The following is a 17,833-nucleotide window of genomic DNA, read 5'->3' on the forward strand; positions in this document are numbered from 1 at the left end:
TCGCAGACCGCTACCGCGCCGGACTTCGCCTCGCAGCACTCATCCTCTGGCTCCGCGAACCAGCCGGGTGATCATTTGTCAGACAGGCCCTAGGGGCACCCGAGAGACAGGCGCGCCGTTGACGGTGGAGGAACAGCTGGTCGCCCAGAAGGAGTGCCCAGAAGGAGTGTCGGCCCCACCACCGTCCAGCCAGGCGTTTCCCGGGCGGACTTCAGGGATCGCAGGCGTCAGTGCGCGCAGGACTGGCCGGCCACGCATGAGGCCGGCTCCACTCGTCAGGCCCCCTTGGAATCGCTCATCAAAGGAACCGGGACGCGCTCTACCGGCGGACCGCCGAGATCAGTCCGCCGGGCCGCTCCTCGCGCTGCGGTGGGGTGCTGATCGGGCGGCCGTAGGCGGCGGCGCGCTCGCGCAGGGTGTGGCTGTCGGCCTCCCAGCCGTGTCCGGCCAGCCACCCCACCGGGTCGTCGGGCATCTCCGAGACCCACATGGACGCCGCCGATCCGGGCTCGGCGTCCGCACCGAAGCGCTCGATCACACCGCGCGAGCCCAATGTCAGCCCCATCCGACTGCCCGCCGCCGACTGCGCGCTGATCCGGGCCAGGAGGAGGTCCACCGCATCCTCGGGCAGATAGATCAGCAGTCCTTCGGCGATCCACACGGTCGGCATGGCTGGGTCGTGCCCCGCGGCGGCCAGCGCGCCTGGCCAGTCCGCACGCAGATCCACCGCTACGGTGATCCTCTCGCAGCGCGCGACGGCTCGCTCCTGGCGCAGCACCGAAGCCTTGAAGTCCAGTGGCGCGGCGGTGTCGACCTCGAACAGCCGGGTGCCCTCGGGCCAGTCCATCCGGAAGGCCCGGCTGTCCATGCCTGCGCCGAGCAGCACGACCTGCCGGACCCCGGACGCGGAGGCCTCCTGCAACAGGTCGTCGAGGAACTTCGTCCTGATGACGATCGAGAACACCACGCCCAGCCGGCGGCGTCGCGCGGCCTCGTCGTCGGGCAGTGGCGGCGATGAGGGCCACAGGCCGCCGGCGGCGGCGAATGCCTGTGCCAGTGGGTCGCGGAACAGCGCGTTCTCCCGCTCGGTCTCCAGTGCCCGCACCCGGGCCACCCCCACCGCCGTGGCCCACACTCCCGACGGCTCCACCCGCTCCTGCTCATCAGTCACGGCGCCACCCTAGATGATCGATTCCAAGGGGCCTGATGAGTGGAACGACCTTCATACGCGGCCAGCCGGTCATGCGCACACCGACCGCCTATGACCACAAAGACCACCAGTGACCATTGGCGGCTGCCGAGTCGTGTCCCCAGTGTCACCCGACGTGACTGCGCTTCCTCGCTCATCGACGCGAAGCCTCCCTCAAGGTCACCGTGGCGAACTCAGCGGTGCTACTGAGGCTCCGCCAAAGGTGAAAGAAACAAGCTCAGCTTGATCTTTGACCTCCCGTGTCGAATGGCGCATCGAACTTGATCGCTCGCCTGTCGACCGGTGGGGGACGTGTGTTGGCGCGCGGGACGGGTCAGCGGGTGCGTTCGTAGTGGCGGCGTGCTTTTTCACGGTTGCCGCAGACAGCCATTGAGCACCAGCGTGCGCGGTTGGCGCGGCTGCGGTCGAGCAGGAACAGCTGGCACTCGGCGTTGGCGCAGGGGCGGAGTCGGCCGGGCAGCCCCTTCTCGGTGGCGGCCCAGGCGAGGACCACTTCGACGGCCAGCCGGGCGTGCGGCGGAGTCTCGACCGTCCACTGAAGACCGTCCGAAGTGATCTCCGGAATCTGGTGGACCCCTTCGAGCAGCGGGCCCAGTACGGCGGGCGAGCTTTCTCCGCGCACTACGTCTCGCAGGGCGTCCCGTGCCTCGCGCAGCAGCGCCAGTTCCGCGAGGCTGCCGTCGCCGCCGTGCTCCCGTGCCCAGCGCCTGCCGTCGGCCGGGTCGCCGAGCGCGTCCTGTTCCTCGCCGTTGACCAGTGGCCTGCTGTTGAGCAGGTCCAGCAGCACGTCCATCGGGCGCCACCCTCTCTAACCGGATTGAATCCTTTGACAGGTTAGCTCATCTCGTGCTTGCATGGCGAGGAACTAACCGGATCGAGACTTCAAAGGGGTTACAATGAACTCGGTGCATCACCGGACCGCAACCGTCGACGGCCACGAGATCTTCTACCGCGAAGCCGGCCCCGCCGACGCCCCCACGATCGTCCTGCTGCACGGTTACCCGACCAGCTCGTTCATGTTCCGCGAACTCATCCCGTTGCTGGCCGACGACTACCACGTCATCGCGCCGGACCACCTCGGCTTCGGCCACTCCGCCGCCCCTCTCGTGGGGGAGTTCACCTACACCTTCGACGCCCTGGCCGAACTCACCTCCGGACTGCTCGACCAGCTGGGGCTGGAGCGCTACGCCCTCTACGTCCAGGACTACGGCGCCCCCATCGGCTGGCGTCTCGCGCTCAAGCACCCCGAACGGATCTCCGCCCTCGTCACCCAGAACGGCAACGGCTACGAGGACGGTTTCGTCGAGTCGTTCTGGACCGACGTCTGGGCCTACGGGGCGAACCCCGGCCCCGACACCGAACCCGCAGTCCGCACCGCGCTGGACATCGACGCCATCCGCTGGCAGTACCTGCACGGCGTGCCCGACCCGAGCCTGGTCAGCCCGGACACCTGGCAGCACGACTTCGCCCTCGTCTCCCGCGAGGGCAACGACGAGGTCCAGCTGGCCCTGTTCCGCGACTACCAGAACAACCGCCCGCTCTACCCGCTGCTGCACGAGTTCCTGCGCACCAGTGAGGTCCCGGTGCTCGCCGTGTGGGGCCGCAACGACGAGATCTTCGGCCCGGCCGGCGCGCAGGCCTTCGCCCGGGACGCCAAGGACGCCGAGGTGCACCTGATCAACGGCGGTCACTTCCTGCTGGAGAGTCACCTCGACGTCGTCACGGGTTACCTGCGCGGCTTCCTCGGGCGGGTGCTGGGCTAGGCTCGCTCGTCATGGTCTGACCTCGAGCGATTCCACGCACGTGATCGCGCGTACGGGGATGCTGGGGGACACGAATACGACCTCCGTCTGATCCTGTGCTTCGATCAAGGAGGCGCTGGACCAGTACGAAGGCGTGGGGGAAGCGTTCGCGGTCGGCGACGCCACAACCCCGGTACGACTTCTTCGAGATCAGGAACCGACGGTGGGCGGTCGACTTCCATTTCCCGAAGCAGGGCGGCAGTTGACATCAGGCGCAGGCGCTGCTCATTCCGCGAGGACGGCTCCAAGATCCACGTCGGCCGCCTGCCGCGCGCCACGGCCGGCCCGCGCACCCTCACCATCGGCGACCGACGACCGGCCCCCAACTCGCGGTCTGGGTCAGAGGACTCTGAGCCATTTCCGTCCTCAACTTGGCCGGCCGCTGCCCGCCCCCGCCGGTGAACCTACGTAGTCAATTGCGTAGTTCCACTGGCCCCTCCACAAGGCAGCGTTGGGAGACTTGCCTCATGAGCTTCCTGACGGAGGCCTGAGCGAACGCTGTCTGGTCAATCGAGCCCAGCTGAACATGGGAGAGTCCTCCGTTGGTTTCCAAGATTCGTGTCCTTCTGGGCATGCTCGTACTCCTGGCGCTGGCCATCGCCGCCATCGCCCTGCTCGCGGCCGTGAAAGCCGCTGCCGTCTGGTTCACGATCGTTCCCCTCGGCATTCTCTTTATCGGCGCGTCCGTCGTCCGGTCGCTCGGATGGTTCGACAAGAAGGCCGGTAACTGACCTGGGCGGCTCGCAGGTCGCGGTGGATGCCAAGCAGGGCTCACCGTTCTCCTGCAGCGCCCTGCTCACGGGAGGACAGCAGATCCTTCCGCCCGGCTCATCCGGGTGCCGCCCAGCAGCCACTGTCCACGCAGCCCTCACTCCGACGAGCACGAGCCTCTCGCTACGTGAACGGCGACAAGGGCCTCTTTCCGTGACCGCTCGGACAGCGCGCGTCAAAACCCCAACTCGACCACGAGCGGCCGGTGGTCGGAGATGGGCATGGCCGGCGTGACGCTCTCACGCACCGCTCCCCCAGGGACACCTGCTGCCAATACATGGTCGAACTGAACCATCGGACGGTGGGAGGGATAGGTGGGTGTGCGGGCCAGATCACTCCACGCTTCACTTCCCCGTCCTGCCCGGCGGGCCGTGCGGTCCAGCCACGTGGCCCCAGCGAGCACCATCCAGGGCACTGGGCCCACCAGGTTGAAGTCGCCCAGCACCACATGTGGTGCCGGTAGGTCGGCCACCCAACGGCGGATCGTGACCAATTGGCTCACGTTCCAGCCGGGCACGAAGGACAGGTGCACGGCCACCACGGTGAGGGGCCCGCGTTCGCCCTCCACGACCGCGGCCAGCGCCGCCCGCGGTTGATCCGGTACCCACGTGAGTCCGGGACGCCCCGCTACGCGCAGGGGCAGTCGAACCGGTGCGGGAGCCAGCCGTCGTGCGCGCCATGTGCGTACCGGGTTTCGGCTGAGCAACGCGATGCCGTGCGAGGGGATGTCGTCCCGTGCCGCCGAAGCTCCAGGTCCGTACACGCGTAGCCCAGGCTCGGCCGCGTCGAGTAGCCAGCCCTTGTCCATCACGGCGCGGCCGTGCAGTGCCGACGCGTAGCGCCAGTCCTTCGCGCCGAACGCCCGGGCCGCGACAGCCGCCTGGTCGCCTTGCCCCGACCGCTCCTGGAGACGGTCGACTTCCTGCAGCGCCATGATGTCGGCGTCCACGGATGCGACGGCTCCGACCAGTAACTCCTCTTCTGCAGCGGCGGGCAGGGGAAACGGCCGTCCCTCTTTCATCGGCCGACCATGCAGAATGTTGAACGTTGCGAGCCTCACCCCTCGAAGTTACGGGACTTCAACTCGGAACCGGGTGGTGGGCGGGCCTTCTTCGGGCCGCGGGGCACGCCTGCATCGGCGACGAGGAACTGACCACCGTGGCGTAGCTGCTGACTTCGGACCGGATCGTCACACAACGATCTTGGCGCCGTTATGAGTTGGAAAGCATGAGGACGGCGCACCACTTTGCGCGCCTGCCGCTCTGGGGAGGAGGCCACGAAGGCACTGGCAAGCAGTCGGCACACGGGGGCGTAGGGGCAGGGTACGAACCGGCTCCACTCACAGGACTGCGCTCCGTGCACCGAGGATGCATTTATGATCACATTTATGGCTGATGATCTGCCAAATGGCGGACTGCTACCCGAGGGGGCTCTCGTGGAGGTCTGGAACCTCGCGCCGCCGTCGCAGGAGAGCTCCGGGGACGGGTCCGACGACCAGCCGAGCGCCGACGAGGTCCGTCGTGAGGCCACGAACAACATGCCGTGGCTGAAAGAGATCGCGGCCCCTCACGGGGACATCGATGCCGGTACGGCGGTCCTGGACAGGCTGGTCGGCCTCGAACCCGTTGCCCTGAAAGCAGTCCAGGCCGCGGCAGTGCTCGGTGAGCCCTTCCATCCGGAACTGCTGGCCGCGGTCGCGGGCCTGGAGGTGCGCGAGACCATGGCCGCCCTGGACACCCTCATCCGCCTGGATCTGGTGCAGCCGACTGAACCCGCGACGCAACTGGCGCTGCGCCACCGGACGGTGGAAGAGGCCGTCTACCAGCAGCTCGAATTCAGCCGGCGCATCGCCCTGCACCGGCGTGCCGAGAGGGTACTGGCCGAGCAGGGGGCTCCGATCGCGCGACGCGCCCACCATGTCGCCCGGGCCGCCGACCCGAACCAGCCCGAGCACATCACGACCTTGATCGCCGCCGCGCGGGCGGTGCTCTACGCCAAGCCCGCCGTGGCAGCCGAGTACCTGTATGCCGTACTGCCGCTGCTCCAGGAGGGCCAGACCCACTGGCACGAAGCGCAGGTCCTGCTTGCTCGCGCACGACTGCTCACCGGCAACGCTTCAGAAGGCCGTGCACTTCTCGATGCGCTGCGCTCGGCAATGCCCGGGGGCCAGCCCATCGAAGCGACCGCTCTCGCCGACTCCAGCAGGATCGAACGACGGCTCGGGCGGTACACCGAAGCCGGAGCCATCGCACGCACCGGACTGGCGGCGCTTGCCGACCACGACACCGCGACTGCCGCCGCTCTGCACACCGAACTGGCCGATTACGCCTATGACCTCCAGGACTACGAGACGTCCCGGCACCATGCCGAAACAGCTGCGACGATCGCGCACAGACACCATGACGGCATCGGTGAGTCCCACGCCTTGGCCCAGGCCGCGCTCGCACAACTGTTCACAGGTGATCAGACGACAGCGCAGGCAACGGCAACCCGAGCGGCCGGCCTCATCGACTCCGCCTCCGACGCCACCCTCCTGACCAACTTGGAGGCCGCCCTCCAGCTGGGCATGACAGAAGGCATGCTGGGACGACTCCTCGACGCGGAACGCCACCTCACCCGCGGCGCTGCCCTGTCCGAGAGCACAGGACAGACATATGTCCAGCCTCAGATCCTCACCGTGCTGGCGAACACCCAGCTGCGCTCCGGGAAACTGCGCCCCGCGCTGACGACCCTGGACGCAACTGCCCGCCATATCGAGCGAGTCGGCAACCCCAGCACCGAGGCGGTCCTCGCGATGGTGCGCGCCGAGACCCTCTACTGGCAAAGGCGCTCCAGTGATATGCAGGACGCGGTCGCCATGGCTGAACACGCCGTGGCGATCGCCGGCGACACACCGACGGCGTGGGCGGTCACCGTACGCTGCTTCCACGCCGAATTCGTACTGCTCACGGGCGACACGGCACGCGCCCGGTGGCTCCTGCTGAACGCCGCAGGCGGCACCGACCTGCCCAGGCTCACCACATGGCGCAAACCACGCTGGTGCGACACCTTGGCGCAGGCGGCGTTCGCGGAAGGCGACCAGGCGTCGGTCGACCACTGGGCACGGCTCGCCGAGGCCGGCCTCGCACAGCTCCCCTCCACCAACCGACAGGGTTTCGCCCTGCGTGCGCGCATGCGGGCCCATGCCCTGGAGGGCGCGACCGACTGGGCGGTGCGTAAGGCGAAAGAGGCGATCACGGCCTTCTCCGCCAGTGATGAACGCATCGAGGTCTGCCGTACGCTGCTCACAGCCGCCGAGTTGTCCCTGCATGCGGGACGTACCGATGAAGTGACCGGCTGGCTCGAACGTGCCGGGATCCTGGCGGACCAATGCGGTTCCCGACGGCTCACCGACGCGGTCACCCACCTGCGCGGCAGGCTCACCACGCGCGTCGCAGCGCTGGACGCCCCCGACGCATTGGCGTCACTCACCGCGCGGGAGAGAGAGATAGCCGGTCTGGTCAGCAAAGGAATGACGAACGCCCAGGTCGCCGGAGCCCTGGTACTCAGTGTGCGGACGGTGGAGACCCACCTGGGACAGGTGTATCGCAAGCTCGGCGTCGCGAACCGGGCGAGCCTCACCCGCATCATGCTAAACAGCGACACCCCTCATTGGCCCAGCGGGCCAGAGGCAAGCTGACGGCGCGTGAGCGAGTCGAACTCCTGCTGGACGACGGGACGTTCCGCGAAACGCAGCGCTTGCGGCGGCACCGGGCGTCCGGATTCGGCCTGGAGAACAAGCGCCCGCACACCGACGGTGTCCTCACCGGCTGGGCACCGTCCACGGCCGGACCCTCTTCGTCTACGCGCACGACTTCCGCATCTTCGGCGGTGCCCCGGGCGAGGCGCACTACGTCGGCTCAGCGCTGCCCCACGACTTCAAGGCGTTTCCGGACGCCTACGGCACGGGCGTGATCTGCGGCGAGCTGGTCGTCTTCCCTCCGCGTGGCTCCCGGAAGATCCACTAGTCGTTCGGCCGGGCGGTCTCGTCTCCTGGGGATACGACTATTCGGGCGACGAGCACTTCTTCTGGCCGCGCTCAAGCCGGCTCTACCCAGCCCGCACGGCCCCTCACTGTCCCACTCTGTCCAGAACTCATGTCGGGCCTGTCCGGAACACAGTCCGTCATTCGCGGTGATCGTATGGAGAACTGGCTGACTACTCCGATGAACCTGGCTTGAGGCTTCACGCGCCGTGAGACTGGCAGACAGACGTGGCGGCCTGTCCGGACAGCGTGCCGGCCGCCGAACTTCACTGGCCGACCGTCGATCGAGGAGTTCAGATGCAGCTGCGCAAGCGTGCGATTGTCGCCGTGTTCGTGACCACCGCAGCCTTCACCGCCATCGCCCCGCAGGCCATGGCCGTCCCCATGCCGTGGGAGACCAGCAAGACCCCCGCGGCCACCACTCACCACATCAGCTCCCCAGCGGCCGGAAAGAGCGGCACGGTCACCGTGTTGTGTGCCGCCGGCTGTTACCAGTAGGCGGCCTGGTCGGAGACATGCAGGCCGTAGGCTCCCGGGGAGCTTGGCGCTCCCCGGACCAGCCCCAGCGAACGAGCCGGTTGGGCAGGCCATCGGTCGGCAATGGCGATCTCCGCCCAGTTCGGCGAAGTGCCGCCCCGACAGCGGTAGTTCGAGGTCGGATGGGTAACGAGCCGCGACGGCGGAGGCCGCGAACACCGTGCCGAGACGGCACGGTGCGGGTGCGGTGGCCGCGCCCTGAACACGGAGGCCCCGACCGGTCGAACCGGCCGGGGCCATGACCCCTCGCCGCGGCGTCACCTCATTCCGAAGGTGCAGGAGGCAGGGTCAGTGGTGGCGGCCACCGCCGTGGTGGTGCCCGCCGTGGTGGCGACCGCCCCAGGACGCGTCGTCGATGAAGCGGTCGTGGTCGTTGCGCAGGGTGGCGGTGTCCGAGTAGTTGTCCCACACGTAGTTGTGGCGGTCCATGTAGAGGTCGCTGTCGGTGTCGTGGCCCCTGCCGGTGTGGACGCGGACCGTGGCGCGGCCCTCCAGACGGTAGTGCTCGAAGGTGTAGGTGTCGCCGTCCTCGTTCGTCAGGGTCCAGCCGTCGAGGTTGACCGTGCGGCGGGAAGTGTTGGTGAGCTCCACCCACTCCTTGTTCAGCGAACGCCGCGAGCGGTCCTCGGGGCCGGGCGAGTCGTACTGCACCGCGCTGATCTCCACCCTCGTCCGGTCAGGCCGGGCGTGGTCGGCCGCCGACGCCGGCAGAGCCACCGCCCCGACGATGGCGGCGGCTGCCAACGCGGCAGCGGAGAGACGACGGGCGGTCACAGTGGAAGAAGACACAAGGCCCCCAGGCTGTACGAGCACCCGCCTTGCCCACGGCCCTGACAGTCGACCGGATGGGATGTGCGGGTGCGGTGTGCGGGTGACGGCCGGTTGGCCGCTCCCCCACACCATGACCACCGTGTGCAGATCGTGAACGCCATATGGGCACTCCATTACCCTTTACCCATATTTCTGTAACTCTTGGATGTATCGTCCATTTATGTGGTGTACGCACCATGTTGACGCCTCGGGAGATCCTCGACCGGTGTGCGCCTTGGTCGGCCGGCTCCGATCGCCAGACCACGCCACCCCACTGCCCGCTGGGCCGTCACCCGAAAGTGCGTAACAGCCCTCCCGGCACCGCACACCCCCGGCGCGCGGGAGATCGAACACATACGTCGCTGATGTACCCGACGGGGCGCGGGTGCGCCTCGCGGCGCCGGGCGCGGACCTCGGACTGCTGGTTTTTCAGCCGAGATGACGGATGGAGCGTGCATCTCGGCTGGTCGGACCAGTCGACGGGCCATGTCCGTCCCGGTGGTGATCACCGATCACCGGTCCTGGCCGCCGGCGCCGGGTCGCGCTCACGGCTCCGCGGCCCGGCCGGCTCGTCCCCGCTTGTCACCGTGGCGGCGCCTCACTCCATGTCGGTCACCACGCCGTCCGCGTCCATGACCCAGCTTCCGGTCTCGACGCCGAAGACCTGCTTGTCTTCGAGCCACTTCCAGGACATCTGCTGCAGCATCTGGTTGGGCCGACGTTCCCAGACCGGCTGGTGGTCCCAGCCCTCGACCCGGATCATCAGCTTGTCGGCGCCCGGAATCGCCCGGTAGAGGTCCGGAACGGAGAAGTGCAGCACCGGCCCCAGTTCCTCCGGGGTGTTGGCCGTCTTGTCCTGGTCTCCGTAGACGATGCACACCGGCACGGCGGTGCCCAGCGTGGAGCCGTATGGCACGGTGCTCGTGTTCCAGCCCCACCAGTAGGAGTTGCGCCACCGCATGACGCCATCGGGTGCGCCCGCAGTCGAGCCACCCCACTTCTGACCGATGCTGTCGCACTCCATGATGACCTTCCACACGTGGTCGGCCAGGTCCTTGTCACTGATGGTGGCTTGCAGGCCCACCTTGCTGGTGAGGTTCATCGGGAAGCCGAAGACCGCGAGCGGCTTGGACTCGGGCTGCGCCGGCAGGCCCGTTCCGGGAGGCGGAGCGAAGGGCGCGGCGGTGTGTGTCGACCATCGGCCGTTCGGGGGAAAGATGGGCGCGAGAAGGAACAGTCTCGCCACGTCCCCCGGATTCTGCAGAGCGTAAGGACCCATGACGAACGACGCCGCGGACCAGCCGATGAAGGAGACCTTCTCGTTGTTGCACCGCGCCCTGATGAACTTGACGACGGTGGCCAGTTCGTCCCACTCGCTCTGGGAGTTGCCCAGTTGGTGCGGGTAGGGCGCTGTCGGGGAACAGGTGCTCGTGCCGGGATTGGTCTCCAGGAGGCCCCGCTGGGCCGGGTTGGCGTTGCACGGATCCTCCATCTTCGGGCGCGGGGAGAGCCCGGAACCCTGGAGGTCCATGAGGTATACGTCGTAACCCTTGTCTGCCAGGTACTGCGCCCAGCTGTAGCTGGTGTCCGGATGCGTGGAACCGCCCTTGGGAGGGAGCACGAGGTCGAAGCCGGGGACGGCCGGAACGCTCCTGCCGTGGAGCATGAGAACCGGCTTGGGGGTGCCGGTGGGTCCGGTGGCCCTCTTGTATTCCCGTACGAAGAGCTCGACCTCCTCGCCGGAATTCGCCGGGATGGTTGATTTGTGCTTGACCTTGTGGTCAGCGGTGGTGAGTTGCGGCATCGTCGCCTCCGATGTCTGTTCGCCCTGAGGAACGGTTGTTCCAGGGGGGGTCAGCATCTCCGCCGCCGCGGGCCATACAGGGAGCCGAGACGGCGGGGCGCACGGATAGTGACTGATCGGGTGTGGGCCGCTCCTCCGATCGGCGGGGCGCACTGGGGGGAGCATGCCGGTGCCACGCTGCGGGCCTGAAGAGCCGCCCGGAAGTGGAGCGAAGGCGGAGCGCGCATACAGCACTCGTGATCAATACACCCAGACGCTTACTTCAGCCGGAGCACAGCTGAGGTGGAGACACCGGTGATCGTGTCCAGTTGGCTGTCTGCCACGCAGGAGTACGACGTGATGGCCGCGCTGGTCAAGGTGCAGGCCGCGTCGACATCACCGGTCGAGGTGGCCAGTGTGCTGCGCGTCGCTGATCCAGCAGCCGCTCGGCGGGAACGACACCGCGCGAGTAGCGGCATCACTGCAGAGTGATCTCCGCACCGATCGATTGCTCACGGGCGGACGCGACGACCAGAGCCGTGGCTGCGGCATCCTGCACGGCCACACCGACGGACTTGTAGAGGGTGATCTGATCCGGCGCAGTGCGCCCTGCTTTGCTGCCGATGATGAGTTCGCCCAGTTCGGCGTGCACGTGATCGGCTGTGATGAGGCCGTCGCGGATCGGGGTGAGCAGATCGTTACTGCCCGCGGGGGGCGGGGCAAGGACGGCCTGGCGGGATTCGACGCACACCAGCGCCTCAGTGACCGTGGCATCGTCGATCTCGCGGCCGACCGGGTTGTACCCCACGGACGTGATGTGCACCCCGGGCGTCAGCCAGGGCCGGCGGATCACGGGGTCGACGGTGTGCGTCGTCGCTGCGGCGATGTCCGCGCCGTCGAGCGCCTCGGCGTAGCCGGACACGGCCTGCACTTCGGCCTCCAGTACGTCTGAGAGTTCCCGGGCCAGGGCAGCGGCTTTCCCCGGGTCCCGGCCTGCCACGCGGATGTGCCGGATCGGGCGCACCCGGCAGATCGAGCGGGCGTGGGACCGGGCCTGCACGCCGGTGCCCAGCACCGCCAACACCGTGGCGTCCTCGCGGGCCAGCAGCCGCGCCGACAACGCGGAGCAGGCTCCGGTCCGCGCCGCGGTGATGGCCGTACCGTCCAGCAGGGCCGTGGGCTCACCGGTGTCCGGATCAAAGGCCACGATCAGCGCCTGATGGGTGGGCAGCTGTGCCCCGTCATTGTGGGGGAAGAGCGACACCAGTTTGGTCATGAGCATCCCGGCCGACGGCAAGAACCCCGGCATGGCCGCCAGAAATCCATCGTGTTCGGGCACCATGGCGGCGACCCGGGCCGGTACCGAAACGCGGCCCGCACTGAGGTCCGCCATCGCCGACGCCAAGGCATCGATCAGCGTGTCCACGTTGAGCAGGGACTCGACCTGCGAACGGCTCAGAACGAGCATGCGCCTCAACCTCCTGTTGCCGATCATCGGACAGCGACCGCACAGCCAAAGCGTCGAGCGTCCGCCTCCGTCGCCTCGGTTACGACACGCCGCACCACCTGAGCACGTTCATGCGTGGACGGCTGAAACCTCGACGTGTACACCGACAGCGACGGGTGGCGAGGAGCCGGGCGGGGGCCGTGGAGGAAGGCCGCGGCCTCCGCGTCTCCGCTGGTCTCGGGCTCAGGATCGGTCTCGGCGCCGGCGAGGAGGATGCCTTGACGCCACCGCCTACCAGCCTCGGTGACCACCAGGGGGCGCATGCGTCTGCTGACCGACGAGCGTCCTGGCTCCGCAGGTTGAAGGCGTGGAAGCGCCGCCCGGCGGCGGTCACGGTGGTGAGCAGGGCTGCATCGTCCTTGTCTGACCTGCGGCGGCAGACGGAGCCGACGTCGGCCCGCGGGATCGGAAGCCGACTGACCTCGTCGCGCGGGATACGACCCCAGGCAGGCCTCATCGTGGGCCACGCGCAAACCCTGGCCCACCGCAGTTGCGGCGCATGCTGGTGTTGTGGGACTTCAGCATGTGCCTGGTCGTGACGGGCCGGGGCCGAGTACGTCGGCGCGCGGAGCGGACGCAGCCGGGGCAGCCGAGCAGACGGCCCCGGACCGATCGTGGTCCGGGGCCCTGTCGTCACTTCGAGGTGAACACAAGCAGCCACTGAGGGCCGGGCGGGTGCGGGGTTGCGGCCGTCGATGGCGGGAGCCGGTTCAGAGCGTCACGGGATGGGATTACCAGCCCTGACCGCACTCGGAACCGATGTCGGTGAACTGTCCTCCCGGGCTGCCCTCGCCGTTGATCAGGTTGCCGCCGAGGCCGTTGACAAGGCCTACTTCGCCGAGGATGTCGATGTTCAGGTCGTGGGACTTGCACCCGCCGCCATGCGAGCCTCCCGCAGCCTGGGCGGTGGCAGGGCCCGTGCCCATGAGAGTGAAGCCACTGATGATGGCGACCGCGACAGCAGCCTTGTGAAGCTTTCGCATTTCTCCTCCTGGAGTTGAGTTGAAGCGCATCGTCAAAGATCACCAAGCGCTCATTTCGGAGGCTAGATCGACATTTCCCCCGGCGCTCACCGGGGGAGCCGTCCGGGGGCTCTGCAGCTCGAAACCGTCACGGTGACTTGGGTGTCGCAGATGCGAATACTGCCCGGGTCAGGCGGAAGGGCCGACCAGGGAGGGGCTTCCTGACGGGCCGACCGGTCATCGGGGGCGGCACCGCCGAGGGGCCTCGGGTTCGAGTACCCCAACGGGCGTGACGAGGCCGTGGCCGACAAGGCTGGGCGCTCCGGGTTGGCGTTCGAAGAGGCGCTCAGTGAGTGGTTTTGATCCCCGGTTGCTCTCGACTTCCTCGTGGTTTGATGGCGACGTGAGTCAGCATGTGGGCTGGTCCGACTGCCGGCAGATCTCTGGCCACTCCACGCAACGTTCGTTCGTGGTCAACCGGCCGCTCTCAACAGTTCCTGGCACCGTATGGGCGCCGTGCGGTCGGTCAGAGCCAGTTCCTTTGGTGTTGCTGGGGCACGGTGGCAGCGGGCACCGACACAGCGACCGAATCTTGTCGATGGCCGACCTGATCACATCTGCTGGCTGCGCGGCCGCAGCGATCGATGGCCCGTTCCACGGTGAGCGGGTGGCATCACCTCTCACGCCGGCGGAGTACCAGGGCAGGATGGCCGCAGAGGGTCTCGGTCAGGTGCTGAACCGCATGGCTGACGACTGGGTCGCCACGTGCGAGGCTTTGACCGAAGCGGGTATTGCCGACCGAACTCGCCAGGCCTACTTCGGGTTGTCCATGGGGACCCGCTTCGGCCTTGCTGCGGCGCGCGCCCTCGGACCAGAGCTCAAGTGCACCGTGTTCGGGAAGTTCGGTACGCAGTCGATCATCAATCCTGGACTTCACGCTCCGGACCGCATCCTGAACGACGCCTCTGCCATCACCGCACCAGTCCTCTTCCATCTGCAGTGGGACGACGAAGTGTTTCCACGTTCGGGGCAGTTCGAGCTGTTCGACGCCTTCGCCAGCCCGGACAAGGAACTTCATGGCTTCGCGGGCGGACACCGCAGCACCCCGGAACAGGCTCCTGCCGTTTGGCACGCGTTCATCAACCGCCACATCGTCTGAGGAGGGGCTCTCCGGGCGGGGGAGGCACCGGCCGAGTCAGCCGCCTGGTCATGAGGGTGATAAGTGACCAATTCACGTGGGCCTCGGAATGCTGCGGAAGGCGTTCGTAGGCACGTGCGTTGCGGCGGGCGTTCATGACCCATCCCAGCGTGCGTTCGACCCGCCAGCGGCGCGGGTGGACGACGAACCCTTTGGCTCCTTGTGGTCGGGAGACGGTCTGAGGGTGATGTGGAGGAAGTCCTCGGCCCAGGTGACGAGCTGGCCGGCGTAGGCGGAGTCGGCCCAGACCTGGGTGATCTGCGGATGCGTGAGACGAAGCCTCCAGAGGAGTTCGCGTGCGGCATCCCGATCCTGCATGTCCGCCGGCGTCACCATGATCATCTCGGTCGGCGGAGCTGGTCACGGACGTAGGTGACCACGCCGCGGCGGTTCCATCGGGCGAAAAACCCGTAAACCGTCTCCCACGGAGGGTAGTCGGAGGCCAGAGCGCGCCACTTCGCGCCGTTGGCGACGGTGTAGCGATGTCCTGCTGCTGATCGCCTTCGGCGCCCCGCCAGCGCACCCCGGCCCGCGCCGCGGGACCGAGGTGCGGTGTTCCGTGCTGCTGTGGACGGGTGAGTCGCCCGGTGAGCTTCGGCCGGGCGCCCGTGGCCGTCATGGCCGGCATCGGCGACGGTGGGGCCGCTCCCCCTTGACGGCCCCACCGGGCGCTCGGCCCGTGCCGTGCTCACCCTCTCCGGCGTCCGGACTCAGCAGTTGGCGAGCCACTTGTGGGACAGCACCTTGAGGCCGGGGCCGCCGCTGACGCCAGGGCCCTTCACGCCCTGTCCTATGCAGCCGAGATACCCCGAGTAGCCCGCTCCGGAATAGAGGCCGACCCCCTCGTACGAGGAAGAAGTCCCGTGGTTGTAGACCGACTTGACGTTGCGGTCGTCGGCCCATGAACACTTCACGGTCCCGCTGGTCCAGTCGCTGTCGGCGTTGCTCCAACTGCAGCGGTTTCCCGTGTAGTTGATTTGGTCCCAGACGCACAGGCTGCCGGAAGGGCAGTCACTCGCAGCGGCTTCGGCCGAACTCGGTGCCAACAGACCCAGAGCCGCCACCGTGGCGGCGACGACGGTCGCGCTCAGAGTCCTGCGGACTGTGCGTGCTGTGAAGTTCATTCATGGTCCTTTCCCGTGACTGATCCTTCCGGCGGAGAACACGTCTCGGGCCGGTCCCTCGGCGGTGCGTGCACCGATTGTGAAATGCCGACCTTGTCGCGACCTTGTCGAAACCTTGTCCGACCTGTACGCGCCTGCTGTGATGGACCCGCACCCCAGGTGATGAAGTGGACCGAGCAGACTGGTTGGGATGACGGACTTTCGACTGCTGGGCCCGCTGGAGTTGCGCGTGGCCGGACGCTCCGTGGAGCCCGGTCCGCCGCAGCGGCGGGCCGTGCTTGCCTTCCTGCTCGGAGAATGACCGAGCCCACGCTCGGTCTGTCGGTGAGGAGTTCAATCCCGCCAGCCGGGATCTCGGGCGCCGCGGCCGACGTGGTCGAGCAGGAAGAAACAGTCGGCGTCAGTGCGTCGGCGCCGTATGACCTCCGTGCCGACCGGCACTTCATGCTCCCGGGCGCCAGCCCGCCTCGCAATGGATGCGTTCCAGGACCGCGGCCAGGGTGTCGGATCCGGGGGGGCGATGTACCTGACAGTGTCGCTGCCGAACGCGTTGCAGGTGATGGGGCCACACAGCCCGCGGGCAGTGGAGCCTGGACCGTCGCCGCTCCCCCAGCCCCTGTTCCCCTGGTCACCGCGCCGTACACGTAGTGCCACCAGCATGAAGGATCTGTTGGCAACGGCGGATACGCCGAGCACCCTTTGCTTGCCGCGGACGACGGGAACGGGCCGACGCTGGGCGAAGGCGGCTCCGGCGGCTCGGGCACGGTCCACTCACGGGCATCCTCGGCTGAAGGATGTCCACCTCACGGTCACAGCCCATGACCACGATCCCCTGCCACGGGGGCAGCAGGCAGTTCGTCACTGCCCGCCGCCCGCGTGGCGTGGGTCAGTGCTGAGCGAACTGGACGCTGGTGGGCTGGACGACGTTCGGCCGGATCGCGATGCCGTTCACGGTCAGCCGCTGCCCGTAGATGTCGGTGATCCTGATCGCCCTGCCGCAGCCGTTGCCGTCGGTGGACAGGAAGTAGTTGTAGGAAGTGCGGCCCAGTTGCCGCCAGCCTCCGGAGGTACCGACTTCCAGTGTCGCCACCGGATTGCGGTGGTTGAGGATCTGGATGCCACACCAGTACTGGCTGGAGCCGGTCTTGTAGCGGACCGAGAGGGTGCCGGGGTTGCCCGGACTGACCAGGTTCCAGGTGATCGCGATCCGGCCGAGGTGAAGGTCACCGAGTTGGGAGAACGCCTGCTGACTGAGGTCGATCTGTCCGGGCGCGCAGGGCAGCGGGCACTCATTGGTGATCCGGACAGTGACGGAGCGGCCGTTCGCCGCCCGGACATGCACGTATGCCCCGCAGGCCCTGGCCGTCTGGTAGTCGGTGGTGTTCATCGCCCCGATCATCATGTCGGGGCTGGGACCGAACCCGCAGGCACCGTCCCCGACGCCGGCGTCGTACGCGGTGGCGACACCCTGGTAGTCGGTGCCGGACTTGATACGTCCGGCGAGGGAGGCCGTGGCGGACCCGGCGTTCGCCGGAGGCGTGGTCTTGGCCGGTGCGGGCTTCTTCTTGACGGTGGTCCTGGAAGGCTTCGGGGAGGCGGCCGCGCTCCGTGACGCCGATGGGCTCGGGGATGCCTTCACCTTCGCGGACGGGGTGGACAGCGTCTTGCCCGCGTCCGCTTGCCCGGCGGCGACAGTCGTGCTCGCCGCCGGCGTCGTGTCGTCCTTGTCGTCGGGCAGCAGGGCCATCACCAGGCAGACGACCACGCTCACGGCGACCAGTGTCAGCGTGCCCCACATCATTCTGCGCTTGCGCCTGCGCTCCCGCGCGACCTGCCTCGCTGTGCTCATGTCCGTCCGTTCCGGGGAGAAAAGCCGATGGTTCACTCTTCAGTGACCACCGCACGCGAAAAGGTTGCTATCGCGTCAGAGCATCAGCGCATCAGCGCATCAGCGCATCCTCGATCACGCGCGGCGCGGGCGGATGGCCTGTCGGCCGCGGAGACTCCGTCGGTCACCTGCAGGCAGGCCCGTCCTGGCGTGAGTCACCGTCGAGGGCGCAGGCGGCGTCGACCCGGGTGACCGCCTCGGCCGTACGGAAGTCGGC

At 68.0% G+C, this 17,833-nt stretch carries 15 protein-coding genes and 2 pseudogenes; 7 read left to right on the top strand and 10 right to left on the bottom strand.

Features of this window, described 5'->3' with window-relative positions; translation table 11 throughout:
• Positions 1 to 319: 319 nt before the first annotated feature.
• On the bottom strand, positions 320 to 1,135 hold the full coding sequence (locus ABZT93_RS38565) for a class I SAM-dependent methyltransferase (RefSeq protein ID WP_356113527.1): 816 nt from the start codon (positions 1,133 to 1,135) through the stop codon (positions 320 to 322).
• A 388-nt stretch (positions 1,136 to 1,523) separates the two neighbouring features.
• Entirely contained in the window at positions 1,524 to 2,003 is a 480-nt protein-coding gene (locus ABZT93_RS38570) for a CGNR zinc finger domain-containing protein (protein WP_356113478.1), read from the bottom strand.
• 103 nt (positions 2,004 to 2,106) lie between these two features.
• Here ABZT93_RS38570 and ABZT93_RS38575 point away from each other — a divergent pair, with 103 nt between their 5' ends.
• Together ABZT93_RS38575 and ABZT93_RS38580 are read left to right on the top strand one after the other, a co-directional pair.
• On the top strand, positions 2,107 to 2,973 hold the full coding sequence (locus ABZT93_RS38575) for an alpha/beta hydrolase (protein ID WP_356113479.1): 867 nt from the start codon (positions 2,107 to 2,109) through the stop codon (positions 2,971 to 2,973).
• A gap of 611 nt (positions 2,974 to 3,584) precedes the next feature.
• Positions 3,585 to 3,743: a hypothetical protein gene (locus ABZT93_RS38580; protein WP_356113481.1), complete on the top strand. Its 159-nt coding sequence runs from the start codon at positions 3,585 to 3,587 to the stop codon at positions 3,741 to 3,743.
• Positions 3,744 to 3,958: 215 nt separating this feature from the next.
• On the opposite strand, the gene ABZT93_RS38585 is transcribed toward ABZT93_RS38580, so the two are convergent.
• Positions 3,959 to 4,843 (bottom strand): endonuclease/exonuclease/phosphatase family protein, encoded by an 885-nt coding sequence (locus ABZT93_RS38585; RefSeq protein WP_356113483.1) that lies wholly within the window; start codon positions 4,841 to 4,843, stop codon positions 3,959 to 3,961.
• Between the two features lie 327 nt (positions 4,844 to 5,170).
• Between ABZT93_RS38585 and ABZT93_RS38590 the strand changes: the two genes are divergently transcribed.
• The 3 genes and pseudogenes from ABZT93_RS38590 (at position 5,171) to ABZT93_RS38600 (ending at position 8,305) form a co-directional block, all read left to right on the top strand.
• Positions 5,171 to 7,462 (top strand): LuxR C-terminal-related transcriptional regulator, encoded by a 2,292-nt coding sequence (locus tag ABZT93_RS38590; protein ID WP_356113485.1) that lies wholly within the window; start codon positions 5,171 to 5,173, stop codon positions 7,460 to 7,462.
• Positions 7,435 to 7,673: pseudogene (locus ABZT93_RS38595) on the top strand (carboxyl transferase domain-containing protein); the annotation flags it as partial. The gene ABZT93_RS38590 and the pseudogene ABZT93_RS38595, both read left to right, overlap by 28 nt.
• 431 nt (positions 7,674 to 8,104) lie before the next feature.
• Positions 8,105 to 8,305 (top strand): hypothetical protein, encoded by a 201-nt coding sequence (locus ABZT93_RS38600; RefSeq protein WP_356113486.1) that lies wholly within the window; start codon positions 8,105 to 8,107, stop codon positions 8,303 to 8,305.
• A 327-nt stretch (positions 8,306 to 8,632) separates the two neighbouring features.
• Here the strand turns inward: ABZT93_RS38600 and ABZT93_RS38605 are convergent, their stop codons facing one another.
• Together ABZT93_RS38605 and ABZT93_RS38610 are read right to left on the bottom strand one after the other, a co-directional pair.
• On the bottom strand, positions 8,633 to 9,118 hold the full coding sequence (locus ABZT93_RS38605) for a lamin tail domain-containing protein (RefSeq protein ID WP_356113487.1): 486 nt from the start codon (positions 9,116 to 9,118) through the stop codon (positions 8,633 to 8,635).
• A 634-nt stretch (positions 9,119 to 9,752) separates the two neighbouring features.
• On the bottom strand, positions 9,753 to 10,958 hold the full coding sequence (locus tag ABZT93_RS38610) for an alpha/beta fold hydrolase (protein WP_356113489.1): 1,206 nt from the start codon (positions 10,956 to 10,958) through the stop codon (positions 9,753 to 9,755).
• Between the two features lie 294 nt (positions 10,959 to 11,252).
• On the opposite strand from ABZT93_RS38610, the gene ABZT93_RS38615 reads away from it, so the two are divergent.
• The gene (locus ABZT93_RS38615) at positions 11,253 to 11,429 is read left to right on the top strand and encodes a hypothetical protein (protein ID WP_356113492.1); all 177 of its coding nucleotides are present in this window, start codon (positions 11,253 to 11,255) and stop codon (positions 11,427 to 11,429) included.
• Here ABZT93_RS38615 and ABZT93_RS38620 read toward each other — a convergent pair.
• Both ABZT93_RS38620 and ABZT93_RS38625 read right to left on the bottom strand, forming a co-directional pair.
• Entirely contained in the window at positions 11,416 to 12,405 is a 990-nt protein-coding gene (locus tag ABZT93_RS38620; protein ID WP_356113494.1) for an ornithine cyclodeaminase family protein, read from the bottom strand. The two genes, ABZT93_RS38615 and ABZT93_RS38620, sit on opposite strands and share 14 nt — an antisense overlap.
• A gap of 770 nt (positions 12,406 to 13,175) precedes the next feature.
• A complete protein-coding gene (locus ABZT93_RS38625) occupies positions 13,176 to 13,427 on the bottom strand; it encodes a hypothetical protein (protein ID WP_356113496.1) in 252 nt (83 codons plus the stop codon).
• A 577-nt stretch (positions 13,428 to 14,004) separates the two neighbouring features.
• On the opposite strand from ABZT93_RS38625, the gene ABZT93_RS38630 reads away from it, so the two are divergent.
• Positions 14,005 to 14,565 carry a hypothetical protein gene (locus ABZT93_RS38630; protein WP_356113498.1) on the top strand — a complete coding sequence of 187 codons (561 nt, stop codon included), beginning with the start codon at positions 14,005 to 14,007 and terminating at the stop codon, positions 14,563 to 14,565.
• Here ABZT93_RS38630 and ABZT93_RS38635 read toward each other — a convergent pair.
• The 3 genes and pseudogenes from ABZT93_RS38635 to ABZT93_RS38645 all read right to left on the bottom strand — a co-directional run.
• Positions 14,546 to 15,086 (bottom strand): annotated as a pseudogene (locus ABZT93_RS38635) (transposase); the annotation flags it as partial. The gene ABZT93_RS38630 and the pseudogene ABZT93_RS38635 sit on opposite strands and share 20 nt — an antisense overlap.
• 228 nt (positions 15,087 to 15,314) lie before the next feature.
• Positions 15,315 to 15,728 (bottom strand): peptidase inhibitor family I36 protein, encoded by a 414-nt coding sequence (locus ABZT93_RS38640; protein ID WP_356113501.1) that lies wholly within the window; start codon positions 15,726 to 15,728, stop codon positions 15,315 to 15,317.
• Between the two features lie 886 nt (positions 15,729 to 16,614).
• Positions 16,615 to 17,577, bottom strand: coding sequence for an expansin EXLX1 family cellulose-binding protein (locus ABZT93_RS38645; protein ID WP_356113503.1), 963 nt, complete (start codon positions 17,575 to 17,577; stop codon positions 16,615 to 16,617).
• Positions 17,578 to 17,833 lie beyond the last annotated feature (256 nt).

It is taken from the genome of Streptomyces sp. NPDC005303 (assembly GCF_040607335.1).
GTDB lineage: Bacteria > Actinomycetota > Actinomycetes > Streptomycetales > Streptomycetaceae > Streptomyces.

Excerpts from the sequence above, each read along its gene's own strand:
- ABZT93_RS38570 (WP_356113478.1), bottom strand. The coding sequence starts at position 2,003 with ATGGACGTGCTGCTGGACCTGCTCAACAGCAGGCCACTGGTCAACGGC.
- ABZT93_RS38590 (WP_356113485.1), top strand. The coding sequence starts at position 5,171 with ATGGCTGATGATCTGCCAAATGGCGGACTGCTACCCGAGGGGGCTCTC.
- ABZT93_RS38620 (WP_356113494.1), bottom strand. The coding sequence starts at position 12,405 with ATGCTCGTTCTGAGCCGTTCGCAGGTCGAGTCCCTGCTCAACGTGGAC.
- ABZT93_RS38640 (WP_356113501.1), bottom strand. The coding sequence starts at position 15,728 with ATGAACTTCACAGCACGCACAGTCCGCAGGACTCTGAGCGCGACCGTC.
- ABZT93_RS38630 (WP_356113498.1), top strand. The coding sequence starts at position 14,005 with ATGGCCGACCTGATCACATCTGCTGGCTGCGCGGCCGCAGCGATCGAT.
- ABZT93_RS38610 (WP_356113489.1), bottom strand. The coding sequence starts at position 10,958 with ATGCCGCAACTCACCACCGCTGACCACAAGGTCAAGCACAAATCAACC.
- ABZT93_RS38600 (WP_356113486.1), top strand. The coding sequence starts at position 8,105 with ATGCAGCTGCGCAAGCGTGCGATTGTCGCCGTGTTCGTGACCACCGCA.
- ABZT93_RS38625 (WP_356113496.1), bottom strand. The coding sequence starts at position 13,427 with ATGCGAAAGCTTCACAAGGCTGCTGTCGCGGTCGCCATCATCAGTGGC.
- ABZT93_RS38575 (WP_356113479.1), top strand. The coding sequence starts at position 2,107 with ATGAACTCGGTGCATCACCGGACCGCAACCGTCGACGGCCACGAGATC.
- ABZT93_RS38580 (WP_356113481.1), top strand. The coding sequence starts at position 3,585 with ATGCTCGTACTCCTGGCGCTGGCCATCGCCGCCATCGCCCTGCTCGCG.
- ABZT93_RS38645 (WP_356113503.1), bottom strand. The coding sequence starts at position 17,577 with ATGAGCACAGCGAGGCAGGTCGCGCGGGAGCGCAGGCGCAAGCGCAGA.